Source organism: Saccharibacillus sacchari DSM 19268, assembly GCF_000585395.1.
GTDB lineage: Bacteria > Bacillota > Bacilli > Paenibacillales > Paenibacillaceae > Saccharibacillus > Saccharibacillus sacchari.
Genome location: NZ_KK073875.1, coordinates 5,671,196 through 5,684,954, shown reverse-complemented (window position 1 = coordinate 5,684,954; position 13,759 = coordinate 5,671,196). Strand labels below are relative to the sequence as shown.

The following is a 13,759-nucleotide window of genomic DNA, read 5'->3' as shown; positions in this document are numbered from 1 at the left end:
GATTGTTCCCCGGCGATTCGGGAGAAAAATCAGGAGTATGAATAAAATCAAATCATCTTACCGTGCAAGATCAGTCGCCCAGCGCTTCAAGCTTCGGAGTCGCGACATCAAGCTTCAGAAGCGGTTGACCCGCTTCGATCGAGCTGCTGTGCAGTGCCGTGAAGCCTTCGAATTCCTTCGTGTTGGTCACGATCATCGGCGTGGTCAGGTCGTAACCTGCCGCGCGAATGGCGTTCATGTTGAAGGTAATCAGCGGTTGACCTGCGGTTACGGCTTGTCCTTCTTCAACGAGGACGTTGAAATGTTGGCCTTTCAGACGAACGGTGTTCAGACCGATGTGGATCAGAAGTTCCGTACCGTCTGCCGTTTGCATGCCTACGGCGTGCTTGGTTACGGCCAGGGAGTTCACGATGCCGTCAGCCGGAGCTGTAACGACGCCTGCGCTAGGAACAACGGCAATACCTTTGCCCATGTATTCGCCGGCGAATGTAGCGTCGTCCACGTCAGCCAGAGCTTTAACCGTACCTGTCAGTGGGCTGGACAGTTCAGTGTTACGAATTTCAACGATTGCAGGCGTTACGGCTGCTACAGGAGCAGCTTCTGCGGATGCAGCTGGAGCGACAGCATCCGCTGCTGCGGCTGTTTCGGATGCAGGGACCGCTATATCTTTGAAGCCCATTACGAAAGTAACGGCAGCACCAACGGCGAAGGCTACAGCCATACCGATCATGCCGTAAACGAAGGTTGGACCGATCATGGCCGGAATACCCGGAAGACCTGCGCCGCCTGCCATTACATAAATCTTAACGTGGAACAGTCCGTAGATCGCGCCGCCTGCCGCGCCGCCGATCAGGCCGGAAACGAAAGGTTTTTTCAGGCGCATGTTAACGCCGTACATCGCAGGTTCCGTGATACCCATCATGGCCGAGAAGCTGGTCGACAGCGACAGAGCCTTGAATTGCGGGTTGCGGGAGCGCAGGAATACGCCGAATGTAGCGCCTGCTTGACCCAGGTTGGCCGCGAACATGATAGGCAAGATGTAGTCGAAATTTTGTTCGGCCAGCGAGAGAATCGCGATTGGAACGAGTGCCCAGTGCATACCTGTCATGATGATCAGCGACATGGTACCACCGAGAACCAGACCGCCGAAGATGCCCGTGTTATCAAGCAACCAAGTGATGCCGCCAGCCAGACCTTCGCCGATGATGCTGCCGACAGGACCGAAAGCGATCAAGGTTGCCGGTACGATAACCAGCAGGGTAAGCATCGGAACGAACAGTAACTTCAGTGCGCTCGGAATGACTTTATCCAAGAATTTCTCGACATAAGAAGATGCCCAGATTGCGAGCAGAATCGGAATAACGGACGATGAATACGTCACGACGGTAACGGGTAATCCGAGGAAGTTCAGATCTCCGCCGCTGCCGAACAGGGCCGTCAGTTCCGGGTGAAGGACGGCGCCGGCTATCGCAGCCGCTAAGAACATACTGCTGCCGAACTTCTTCGCCGCGCTGAACGCGATCAGGATCGGCAAGAAGAAGAATGTACCGTCACCGATTACTTTCAGGATTTGGTACGTGCTGCCGTCGGCTGCCATCCATCCGAACGCGTCGGATACGGACAACAGCGCTTTGATCATACCTGCGCCGGCAAGAGCGGGCAGCAGCGGCGTGAAGATTCCGGAGATGATGTCCAGCAAGGCCGAGAACGGATTGCTTTTCTTTTTAGGCACGTCGTCGTCTTGAGCGGCTCCGCCGCCGCCGAATGCGCCGATTTTGTTGATTTGCTCGTATACTTTCGGTACATCGTTGCCGATGATGACCTGGAACTGCGTGCCTGCGATGTTGGTACCCATAACGCCCGGCGTATTTTCCAGTGCCGCGCGGTCGGCTTTGTCGTTGTCGCGCAGTTCGAAACGCAGGCGCGTCATGCAGTGGGTCATTGTTTTGACGTTGGATTCTCCGCCGATTTTTTCGAGGACGGATTTGGCTGTTTGCTCGTGCTTGCTCATGTTCAGCCTTCCTTTCTGATGTGGAAAATGAATGGTACAGGGGCGGGGTAGACGCTGCCAGCGTTACCCCGGACAAAACGAAAAACCCGGGCGCCCCAACGCAGGTACGGCAAAAAGCCGGCTGACGATCGGTGACGACCCGGGTTTTGCCTTTGCAGTAACAATCCCGGTTGGTTTAAGATTTGGCGATACGGTCGATATGAATCGTGAGATACAGCATTTCTTCCTTGTTCAATCGGTAATCGTAATGTTCGGCGATATACGCCTCGATCAACTCCGTGCAAGGGTAGGCTTCCGGACAATTTTCCTTCACGATTTCGTATAGGCTGTCGTAGTTATTGCCGGAATGGTCGCCGCTGATCAGCCGCTGCGCGAAGAATTTCAGATGGGTCACGAAGCGATAGTAGCTGATCGAATCTTCGTTATACTTCAGCCCGAAATATTTGCGCACAAGATCGAGAATATCCTGGATGATCTTGGTGATGTCCATCAGGACGGGCATTTCTTCGCCGAGCTGCGCGTTGACCAGATGAAGCGCGATGAATCCGGCTTCGTCGTCCGGCAGTTCGACGCCCAGACGGTCTTTGATCAGATTAAGAGCGGAGCGTCCGACCTGATATTCGGCTTTGTACAGGCTCTTGACCTCAAGAAGCAAACCGTTCTTGATATCGAGTCCGCGCTGATGGCGCTCTACCGCAAAGTGAATATGGTCCGTCAGGGAGAGATAGATCGTGTCCCCGAATTCCTTATCCAGCATAAGGGCTGCCAGCTTGCGGATATCCTCGGTTAGCTGAACGTATTCCATCGGAATCTGTTCCAAGAGTTCCTTGAGCTTCCGGGATGAATCGTTGCTTTCCGGACGGAAGATCTTCTCGATCTTGTCCGTCTCGACTTCATCTCCCGGCTTTTTTTGAAAGGCGAGTCCTCGGCCCATCACGACGATTTCCGTTCCGTTCTCGTCCAGCGACGTGATGACGTTGTTGTTGAGCACCCTCAGAATTTGCATTGCGTTCACCTCTTGTTTATCGAAGCTGCTTCGTAAAGGATTACACCATTGTGCACAATGTATATAAAAAGGCAAAACCCAAAACACGTTAGGCACATGTTTTGGGTTTTGCCTTTTCAGTAACAATCCCACAACCACAATAACACCGTTTTCAATAGTTGGCAAGGGGAAAAGCGTACGCTTTCAAAAAAAGATGACAGGTCTGGAAAACGAACAAAAGCGATCGGATTTCGATCGCTTTTGTATGAGGCGGGGGCTTTTCGTAACAGCGGTGCAGATCATCCAGCGGATGAAGCGTCGTTCGCCTTTAATGTGCATTTTCTCCGCTAAACGAATTTTCCTTCCCGGAAACAAAGGCACTTCTCGCTTGTGTATTCGTCTCCGCAAATGCTGGCTTGGAGGTATTCGATGCTTGCTCGGTTCTTTTTGCCGCAATTGCGGCTGCAATCATCAGAATCAACTTCAGGCCTCCGGTAACAAAAAGCAGCCACGGCAGAACCGTCAGTCCCCAACCGATGCCGGGAGCCCAGGTGACGACCATGTTCCACGGCGCGAGTCCGGAAACGAAATGCAGGATCGCCAGCGGGAACGCGACGTTGCAAACGAGCAGCAGAACGATATTCAGCGTGGTTTTCCAGGCAACGGGACGGAATGCTTTGCGCCAACGGAACAAGCTGCGCACCGAGAACAAGAACAGCAAAATCACCGCGACAACGATGCCGTCCGCGATCGCGTACAGCTTGAAAAAATCGGGCAGGCTTTCCAACGAAGGGGTCCGGCCGTGCACGATATCGTCGATGCCGGGCAAAATTCCGGCGTAGCTGACGATCAACGGATCGGAGCTGTTGGCCAGAACGAACATGCCGTAGTCGTCGTGAATGCGCATTTCGGTATACGTATTTTCCGTCGATCCGTTATGCCAGAGATAGTCGCCGTTATTGATCCAGCCCATCCCGTAAAAAGAGCCGTCTCTCATGTCCGCTCCTTGTTCGTGCATGCGCCGGATGCCTTCCGCAGACAGCAGCCGCACGTTATCGGCCGTGCCGTCGTTCATTTGCATCATCAGATACTTGGACATGTCTTCGGCGTTCGAGACCAGATAGCCTGACGGCGTCGTGGCCGAATGCTGCATCAATCGCGTAGGCACGGAGAGCCCGAACAGCAGCTGATGGCCGGAAGGGGGACGCAGATCGGAATTTTCGGATAAGGCGACATTAGCCCGTTCGGGCGATCCGAAGCTGTTGCTCATGCCAAGCGGCTGCAAAATTTGTTCATCCATATAGTTCCCGTAAGCTTCTCCCGAGACTTGCTGGACAATCGCGCCGAGGATATTGTAGTTCAAGTTGGAATACTGATAAACCGCACCGGCAGATTCTGTGGGGGAGACATTTTTCAGATTGCGGATATGCTGCATCAACGTCGTATCTCCCTGTGCTAAAAAGGCAATGCCGTCATACGTGGATAGGCCGCTCGTTTGGTGCAACAGGTCGGCTACGGTGATCTTGTTGGAGGCATTGCCGTCCGCAAGAGTGAAGTCGGGAAGGTAATCGGTAACGGGTGCATCAAGTTGGACTTTGCCCGCTTCGACCAATTGCATGATCGCAAGCGCCGTAAAAGATTTCGTGAGCGATCCGATCACCAGCGGCGTCTGGGGCGTCATGGGACCAGCACCTGGACCCGCGCTGCCGTAGCCTTGCATATAAGCAATCTCTCCGTCATGCACGATACCGACAGCGAGGCCTGGAATATGCAGGCGTTCCATCGCGGCTTCGGCATACGTATCGATTTGCTCGGGGGTCCAGGCCGCAATAACCGCAGAGTCCTCCGCTTTAGGAGTGACCGAAGCAGCAGAAGCAACGGGCACGCCGATAAACGAACCCAGCAATATTCCAGCCAACGCGGCTTTCATCCTTTTGGCAATATTCATGGTTAAACATCCTTTCAATCACGGTTTTATAAAGGCTGTCCCCATTGTAACGAACGCCTACAAACTTCAAATCGGCCGATGGCCTGAAATTCAGATCGGTCTTGCGCCAACCCCTGACCTGGACCTGCGGATAGGTTCGTGCTCGCTTTGCGCATCCTTCATTTTCCAAAAGACACTAAATTGTCAAGAAGTAAAGTAACCACTTACTTACTCGAACCTCCCCGAGCGCGCTAAAATAAACACGAGTAAGGCGTTGTTTACGAGCAAACAAAAAGCGAAAGGGGATCTATGATGACCTATCCGCTAAAAGAACGATTGAATGCGCCTTTGGAGCAGCAGGAGACTAGAAAACCGACAGGAACCGATCGAAGGATTTTGGATGCGGCGAAAGAGGTATTTGCCAGACATGGCTTTCAGGGAGCGAAAACGCTGGAGATTGCCCGTACGGCTGGGGTATCGGAGAAGACTCTATTTCAGCGTTTCAAAAATAAAGAACAGCTCTTCGTCGAGGCGATCCATCCGACGCTGCTCGATATTTTGGACCCTCTTGTTAAAATTTCTTGTGAAGAAAGTCACGAACAAGCAATTCCAGATGAGTGGCCGCGTGCGGATCACCGGATAGGCGCCGCTAACGAAAAGGCCATTTCCTTGCAGCACATGCCGAGCACGTTGAAGGCGCGTATGCATGCCGCAGCGCTGGAACGGGTTCATTTTGCCAGGGAGAACCCGGATATGCTCAAGCTGACGCTGCAAGAACTGCTGATTCGCGACGAATACCGGGATGCGGTGACGGGGCTGTGGATGGATCAGTTGGCTCCGATCATCTCCGCTTCCATCGAGTCGGGCGTCGATAGCGGAGAGATTCGCGATCTGCCGATTCCGACCGTCATGCGCGTTATAGTTCCGGTGTTGAGCGCTTATGCCACAATTCGTTCCTTGCTGGCACCCGAGGGAGACTGGAACGACGAGCGGGAAGTGGATCTGATGCTGGACATCTTGTTTAACGGCCTGATTCCGAGAGAAGGCAATCCTACGGATGCGCAGTAATACCCATAGTAACGTCTCCACACTAACAGACAGAGGGGAAAGGATGAACGCGACATGTTGATCGGACTGGATGTCGGTTCCACGACGGTTAAGCTGGCGGTACTTGATGAACAATTCGAACTGCTGCATGGCCGGTATGAGCGTCATTATTCGGATATTCGCGGAACGGTGCGCCGGGTGCTGGAGGAGGCGTGTTCGTTATACGGCGGCAGCGGATCGCTTGTGGCGAAATGCCGAATCAGCGTCACCGGATCGGGCGGGATCGCGATCTCGAAATGGTTGGAGCTGCCTTTTATTCAGGAAGTCGCGGCCGGGGCGGAAGCGGTGGAACGTTTTATTCCGCATACGGACGTGGCGATCGAGCTGGGCGGCGAGGACTCCAAAATCACCTTTTTCGAAAATACGGTCGATCAACGCATGAACGGTTCGTGCGCGGGCGGTACGGGAGCGTTCATCGACCAGATCGCGGCATTGATGCAGACGGATGCCGCGGGATTGAACGAGCTTGCCAAAGGCAGCCGCACGATGTACGAAATCGCGTCCCGCTGCGGCGTATTCGCGAAAACGGACGTGCAGCCGCTGCTGAACGAAGGGGCGGCGCTCGAAGACATCGCGGCGTCCGTGTTGCAGGCGGTCGTCAACCAGACGATCGGCGGACTGGCTTGCGGCAAAAAGATTACCGGACATATCGCGTTTCTGGGTGGGCCGCTGCATTATCTGGATGAGCTGCGGACGCGCTTCGTGAAGACGCTCGGCGTAACGCCCGATGAGATCGTGCTGCCGGAACGGCCGGAATTGTTCGTGGCAAAAGGTGCGGCGGTCGCGGCGAAGCGGGAAGCTGCGATTGCGTTCGATGCATTGGCGCAGCGTTTGCCTGCTCTTGCGACCGCTGCCGAAGAAAATACCGAGCGGTTAGACCCGTTGTTTGCAGACGCGGAGCAGTTGGAAGCTTTTCGCGCCCGTCATGCAAGCAATCGGATCAAGCGGGCGGCGTTGTCGGAAGCGCGCGGCCGCTGTTATTTGGGAATTGATGCCGGTTCGACGACGACGAAGCTGGCTTTGATCGACGAAGAAGGACGGTTGTTGCATGAGCATTACGGAGCGAACGGCGGTCGTCCTTTGCAATCGGTGATTGAAGCGCTGCGGACGTTATACGGGAAAATGCCGGCAGGAGCGGTCATTGCCGGAACGGGAGCGACCGGGTACGGCGAAGGCTTGATCAAGTCGGCGTTGGGAGCGGACTTTGGCGAGATCGAGACGGTAGCGCATTATAAGGCGGCGGATCATTTCCTGCCGGGCGCAGACTTTATTCTGGACATCGGCGGGCAGGATATGAAATGCTTGCGCGTCAAGGACGGGGCGATCGATAGCATTTTGCTGAATGAAGCTTGTTCGTCGGGATGCGGTTCGTTTATCGAGACCTTTGCGGAATCCTTGAAAATGAACGTGCGGGATTTTGCGGAAGCGGCATTGCTAGCCAAACGGCCGCTGGATCTCGGTTCGCGCTGCACGGTATTTATGAACTCGCGGGTGAAACAAGCGCAAAAAGAAGGCGCGACACTGGGCGAAATCTCGGCAGGGTTGTCCGGTTCGGTCGTCAAAAACGCGTTGTATAAAGTGATCAAAATTCGGGGGCCGCAGGATTTGGGCGAGCATATCGTCGTTCAGGGCGGGACCTTCCATAATGATGCGGTATTGCGTGCTTTTGAACGCGAAGTGGGCCGGGAGGTCGTGCGACCGGATATTGCGGGTCTGATGGGCGCGTTCGGCTCGGCTTTGATCGCGCGAGAACGCGGGGCGGAGCTGATGCGCAGCGGAATCGCCGATCTGGCAGCGCTGGATGTCTTCCAGTCGGAGTCTTCCATGCGCCGCTGCGGATTATGCGGGAACAACTGCATGCTGACCGTCAACCGATTCGGCGACGGCCGCGAATACATTACGGGCAACCGCTGCGAACGCGGCGCGGGCGGAGAGAAGAACCCGGAAGGCATCCCGAATCTGTTCGACTATAAGCTGGAGCGATTGTTCGGCTACAAGCCGCTGCCGATGGAGCAGGCGCCGCGAGGTCGGGTCGGCATTCCGCGCGTGCTGAATTTATACGAAAATTATCCGTTTTGGTTCACGTTCTTCACGCGGCTTCAATTCCGGGTAGAGCTGTCTCCGCGTTCGTCCAAAAAAATATACCAACGCGGCCTGGAAAGCATTCCGTCCGATACCGCCTGCTATCCGGCAAAGCTGGCACATGGTCACGCGGAAAGTTTGGTCCGGCGCGGCGTGAACTTTATTTTCTATCCTTCGCTTCCGCGCGAACGCAGCGAAACGAAGAAGGCAGACGATTGCTTCAACTGTCCGGTGGTGTCCGGTTATCCGCAGGTGCTAGGCAGCAATGTCGATTCATTGTCCGGTGTTCGCTATATGGCGCCGTACCTGCCGTTTGACGATACCAAGAAGTTGGCGCAACGATTATACGAGGAATTGAAAGAATTCGGTCTTTCGCTTGCAGAGATCAAGGATGCGGTAGCCGAAGCAAGATTGGAGGAGCGCCGCGTACAGGCCGATATTCGGGCCAAAGGCGAGCAGACGATTGCCCGTCTTCAGGCCGAGGGCGGAGTAGGCGTCGTGCTGGCCGGGCGTCCTTATCATCTCGACCCCGAGATTCATCACGGTATCCCGGATCTGATCGCCAGTCTCGGCATGGCGGTGCTGACCGAAGATTCGGTCGCCCATCTGGGCGAACCGGATCGGCCGCTTACGTTCGTCGATCAATGGATGTATCATTCGCGGCTGTACAAAGCTGCCGACGCCGTAGCCAAATATGATTGCCTGGAGTTGGTGCAGCTTAATTCATTTGGCTGCGGACTGGATTCGGTGACGGGCGACCAGGTTAGCGAGTTGCTGCAAAACAACGGAAGGTTGTATACGCAGTTGAAAATTGACGAAGGCTCGAATCTGGGCGCGGCGCGTATCCGCTTGCGTTCGTTGAAGGCGGCGGTGCTGGAGCAGCGCGAACGCAGCGCCGCAATTCCGGCTCCGTGGGCATCGCTGGAAAGCGCGGGCGGGCAACGTCCAATTGCGGCTGCCGGTGCCGATGCTTCATCGAATCCCTCCATACCCGCAGCGCGCTCCGGCAACCGCAATGTCAATGCCGCTTCGCAGCCTCCGGCTTTCACGGCGGCTATGCGACACAAGCATACGATTCTTGCGCCGCAAATGTCGCCGATGCACTTCGATTTGTTGGAAGAAGCGTTCAACGCTTCGGGGTACAAGCTCGAAATACTGCGCGAAGCGGGCGGAGAAGAGATCGGCACGGGACTGCGCCATGTCAACAACGACGCCTGCTTCCCGTCGATCATCGTGACGGGGCAGTTGGTCGCCGCGTTAAAATCCGGACGCTACGACCCCGAGCAGACGTCCGTGTTGATCACGCAGACGGGCGGCGGATGCCGGGCGACGAACTATATCGGCTTTATCCGTAAAGCATTGCGAGATGCCGGTTTCCCGAACGTGCCTGTCATTGCGCTCGGCACATCGCCGACAGCCGAACAGCCGGGTTTTAAAATAACGCCGGGGCTGCTGAACAAAGCATTGATTGCCATTCTGTATGGTGATCTGCTTATGCGTCTTCTATATCGTACGCGCCCGTATGAAGCTGACGTCGGAGCGGCTAATCGCTTATACGAATCGTGGATATCCCCGTGCAAAGCTTCGATCCGAAGCGGCTCGCTGCGAACTTTTCGCACGAACACGCATGCCATCGTGCAAGATTTTGATCGTTTGCCGCTGTTGGATCTGCGCAAACCCCGGGTCGGCGTAGTCGGCGAGATTCTGCTGAAGTTCCATCCGGGAGCCAACGGAGATCTGGTTGGGTTATTGGAAAAAGAAGGCGCTGAAGCCGTTCTGCCCGACTTTATGGACTTTTTCCTGTACTGCTTCAACGACAGCGGCTTCAATTTGCGGAATTTGGGCGCGCCGCTCGGCAAACGATTCACGGGTATGGCATTTACCGGCGTGATCGAATGGTACCGTCGCCCGATGCGCGCCGCGCTGAGCGCGAGCGAGCGATTCTCCGAGCCGCTGCGGATCGACGAATTGGCCGAGAAAGCCGGCAGCATCGTTTCGCTCGGCAGCCAATGCGGAGAAGGTTGGCTGCTCGCGGCCGAGATGTTGGAACTGCTGGAGAGCGGCGTGAACAACGTCGTCTGCCTGCAACCCTTCGCCTGCCTGCCGAACCATATCACGGGACGCGGCGTGTTCAAGTCTGTCAAAAAACTCCATCCGTCGGCCAATCTGGCAGCGGTGGATTATGATCCGAGTGCGACCGAAGTCAATCAACTCAACCGAATCAAGCTGATGCTGTCAACCGCCATGCGGACGCTGCGCCAGCAGCAGGAGGGCGAGAAAGTCGCGTTGCCTGCGATAACGGCCGACGTGCCGGAACGTTTCGCTGCGGTCGAACTGCGGCGAAACCCGGAAGCTGCGCCTTCGACGGTTGAGGCGGCGGGCAGCGATTGACCCGGTACGGTACAAAAAGATCGAATTTATCCCGAAAAGCCAACTTTTTGTTCGTTCTGAACGTTGTTATTTAGGAAGAGACTCGCATCCCGCATGTCGGGGATCGACGAAGCGAGCAGGGGAGGGAAAGCATTGAATATCGATTTTATGTACGGAGCGGGCTTGATCGGCGTAATCTTATCGATTGCTGCGATCGTTGTTCCCTATGTCATCTATTATTTCATCATTAAAGGCGCTATCAACAAATCCAATATTACCGACGAAATTTATGCGCTGCGTCGGGATCTGAATGAGTTGGAGAACCGGCAAGCCGATCGTTTCAGCGCGCTGGATGCCCATTTTCAACAGCAAAACCAGCTGCTTCGCGAGCAGAACGAAATGATGCTTCGCGCGGAGCGGGATCGTTCTTAATGCCCGCCGTATCGATCAAATCCCGTATACCGGTTGGGTATGCGGGATTTTGTTATATACAGGGTAAATTAGAGGTAGGTTGATCAAAGAGACGGAGGCTGTCCGGATGAGCATTTATACGTCCATGAATCGGTTAATCGAAAAATTGGATCATTCGATGTTCGCGTCCGACCAAGTGCCGGACCCGTCAAAAATCGTGCGGTCCATGCGCGAGGTCATGCCCGAGATTTGGCGTTACGGCAAAAACATCAATCCGCAAGGCTGGGAATGGCTGGAGCCTTATATCTACAGCGACGAAGAGCTCGTGATTTCGGAAAGCATGTACAAGGACGCCGTAAGCTCTTGGGCACGATTAAAAGAGGAGCGTTACGATAAAAAAGGATGCGGTTCTTTTTTCGGCGGATTATCCGCAATATTTAACAACTTGCTCTTTTTCAGTCGGGATTACGAGGAATCTTGCGACTTTTGTCAGGGGGAGTTGATTTATTGGGTATGGAAAAAAGCCGATTCCGATATCGAAATTCTCGTCAAAGAATGCGCAATCTGCTTGAGAGTAAGCGACGCGCGTACCGGACAAAGCATCGAAACGGATCGCGATGATCCTATTCGGCGCGCCGTCAAAACCGATCTGGAAGGATTCTATTGAAAAAGGAGGAAGTCTTATGATCGATTGGATTTGGGCGCTCGGATTTATTTTGCTTATGTTGGCGATCTTGGCCGGTATCGTGTACGCGATCGTTTCTTCGATCGTGGAAAGCCGGCTTGACCGGTTGGTGCTCACGCAGCTCAACCATATGGACCGCAAGCAAAACGACCGCTTTGAACTTCTTGACCGCCAGCTTCAGGAATTGAACGGTTTGATGCGCAAGCAAGAGGAACGATTGAAAAGGTTGGAAGCCTCGGCAGAAGAATCTCCGCAGAAGAGCAATTCGTGAAAACCGAAGCGAGCCGCTTGTCAGACTTCAATCGGGCGGGCGCAGCCTTGCTTTCGGCTCCGACTCTGTTCGTGATATGGACAAGTCGTTACTGCACTCTCTTTTCCGGGTATATGATGGGTACGCAATGCGGACGCGCCGTCCGAATCCGGTACCCGAGGAGGCGACACAAGTGTTTTGGCTGATCGGAGTTTTTTTGCTGCTGTGTCCACTGGTGATTGCACGTCCCGACCGATTGCTTCATCCGCTGAGAGATCCGGCCGGCGGCGAACTGTCCGAACCGGCCAGATTTCAATCCCAAGCTTTTCGCGCACTCGGATTTTTCCTTTTGTTTATATCATTGTCGCTAGGGATTTTATTACTTCTTTCCTAAACCCATATTAAAGTGAGACAGTCGTTAATAGAGGCGTTCCTCAGCGGAAGTGCCTCAATGCATCGAGAAAGTCAGACGTAGCTGGAAGCGAGAAGACGGAGAGAGAAATTCAGTGAGAGATGCCTTTAAACTCGGAAAGATTCCTTAATTTAAATCCAATCTACTACCTTGACCGCATCAAATCTAAGGTTTACGTTCATCGGAAACCCGCATGCTTCAAGCGGGTTTTCGAAGGGCGTAACCTAACATCTTAAGCGGTCAAGGTACTACTTTCCGAGTGAAACAGTGTCTTGAACGAATTTTTCTCGCAGTCTTCTCGTTTCCCACGTCAAAGTGACTTTCGAGGCCAGCATTGGGGCCCTCCGCGGTGGCGCCTCTTTTCAATGACTGGAAGAAAGACAGCAAATTTGAAAAACGTCTCGGATTCAGGCACACTGAGTACATAGACGAAATCGCTCGATTAGGGAGGAAATATAGATGAACGGACAATGGACGATCAATGATATGCCCGACATGAACGGTAAACGGGTTGTGATTACAGGAGGAAGCGGCGGACTGGGGCTGGAGACGGCCTACGGATTCGCCGAGAAAGGCGCGGAGATCATCCTGGCCGTGCGCAATCTGGAAAAAGGGCATCAGGCGGCAGGCGGTTTGCTCAAAAAGTTCCCGCAGGCGAGCGTCGAAGTCATGCGTCTCGATCTGGCCGACCTGTCCAGCATCGAAGGATTCGCCGCGCGCTTTATCGCCAAGTACGATGCGCTGCATATTTTGGTGAACAACGCGGGCGTGATGATTCCTCCTTTCGGCAAAACCAAAGACGGTTTCGAGCTTCAGTTCGGCAGCAACCACTTGGGACACTTCGCGCTGACGGGACGATTGCTGCCTCTGCTGCTCAAAACGCCGCAATCCCGTATTGTGACGTTGAGCAGCATCGCGGCCAAGAGCGGATATATCTATTTCAACAATCTGGACGGCCGGCTCGGCTACAGCGCCATGAAATTCTACGGTCAAAGCAAGCTAGCCAACCTGTTGTTTGCCCGCGAGCTTCAAAAGCACTTATCCGCGATCGGAGCGAGCACAATCAGCGTAGCTTGCCATCCCGGCGTATCGAATACGAACCTGATCTCGCGCGGCTCCGGCAAACAGGCGGGACGCGCCGTATCCTTCCTATGGGGACTCATGAGCCAATCCGCCGCAATGGGCGCACTGCCGACCTTGTACGCGGCAACCGATCCGGGTCTATACGGCGGCGAATATATCGGACCGACGGGCAAAGGCGGCCGCAAAGGTTATCCGGGCTTTGATCTGTCCGTCGATCATAAGATGAACGAAGAGACGATGGCGAAGCTGTGGCGCGTATCGGAGGAATTGACGGGCGTGACGTATAACTTCCATGTCCAACGGGACGAACAGGAAGACTGGTCGAAATTGGGTATTCGGATGTAAAAACTTCTTGATCACCTAAAGATTTTCTCTATTCGAAACCGGTTTTTGTTTTTGTTGAAAAAAGTTGAAATCCTCGGTATGATAGACATAC

The 13,759-nt window shown here is 54.3% G+C and carries 9 protein-coding genes; 6 read left to right on the top strand and 3 right to left on the bottom strand.

All coding sequences use genetic code 11. From position 1 onward, the window contains the following. Nucleotides 1-70: 70 nt before the first annotated feature. The 3 genes from SACSAC_RS24690 to SACSAC_RS24680 form a co-directional block, all read right to left on the bottom strand. Nucleotides 71-2,011 (bottom strand): beta-glucoside-specific PTS transporter subunit IIABC, encoded by a 1,941-nt coding sequence (locus SACSAC_RS24690; protein WP_037291092.1) that lies wholly within the window; start codon nt 2,009-2,011, stop codon nt 71-73. Between the two features lie 175 nt (nt 2,012-2,186). Beyond that, nucleotides 2,187-3,017, bottom strand: a complete 831-nt coding sequence (gene licT, locus SACSAC_RS24685; protein ID WP_037291091.1) for a BglG family transcription antiterminator LicT — start codon at nt 3,015-3,017, stop codon at nt 2,187-2,189. Nucleotides 3,018-3,324: 307 nt separating this feature from the next. Then, the gene (locus SACSAC_RS24680; protein WP_051507395.1) at nt 3,325-4,944 is read right to left on the bottom strand and encodes a serine hydrolase domain-containing protein; all 1,620 of its coding nucleotides are present in this window, start codon (nt 4,942-4,944) and stop codon (nt 3,325-3,327) included. A 291-nt stretch (nt 4,945-5,235) separates the two neighbouring features. Between SACSAC_RS24680 and SACSAC_RS24675 the strand changes: the two genes are divergently transcribed. From SACSAC_RS24675 to SACSAC_RS24645, 6 genes are all read left to right on the top strand, one after another. After that, entirely contained in the window at nt 5,236-5,991 is a 756-nt protein-coding gene (locus SACSAC_RS24675) for a TetR/AcrR family transcriptional regulator (protein WP_037291090.1), read from the top strand. A gap of 54 nt (nt 5,992-6,045) precedes the next feature. Next, entirely contained in the window at nt 6,046-10,503 is a 4,458-nt protein-coding gene (locus SACSAC_RS24670; RefSeq protein WP_084778346.1) for a 2-hydroxyacyl-CoA dehydratase, read from the top strand. Between the two features lie 132 nt (nt 10,504-10,635). Further along, the gene (locus tag SACSAC_RS24665; protein ID WP_156951094.1) at nt 10,636-10,914 is read left to right on the top strand and encodes a hypothetical protein; all 279 of its coding nucleotides are present in this window, start codon (nt 10,636-10,638) and stop codon (nt 10,912-10,914) included. 106 nt (nt 10,915-11,020) lie between these two features. Beyond that, a complete protein-coding gene (locus SACSAC_RS24660; protein WP_037291087.1) occupies nt 11,021-11,560 on the top strand; it encodes a hypothetical protein in 540 nt (179 codons plus the stop codon). A gap of 16 nt (nt 11,561-11,576) precedes the next feature. Next, nucleotides 11,577-11,849 (top strand): hypothetical protein, encoded by a 273-nt coding sequence (locus SACSAC_RS24655; protein ID WP_037291086.1) that lies wholly within the window; start codon nt 11,577-11,579, stop codon nt 11,847-11,849. Nucleotides 11,850-12,699: 850 nt separating this feature from the next. Next, nucleotides 12,700-13,668 (top strand): oxidoreductase, encoded by a 969-nt coding sequence (locus tag SACSAC_RS24645; protein WP_037291084.1) that lies wholly within the window; start codon nt 12,700-12,702, stop codon nt 13,666-13,668. Nucleotides 13,669-13,759: the final 91 nt, after the last annotated feature.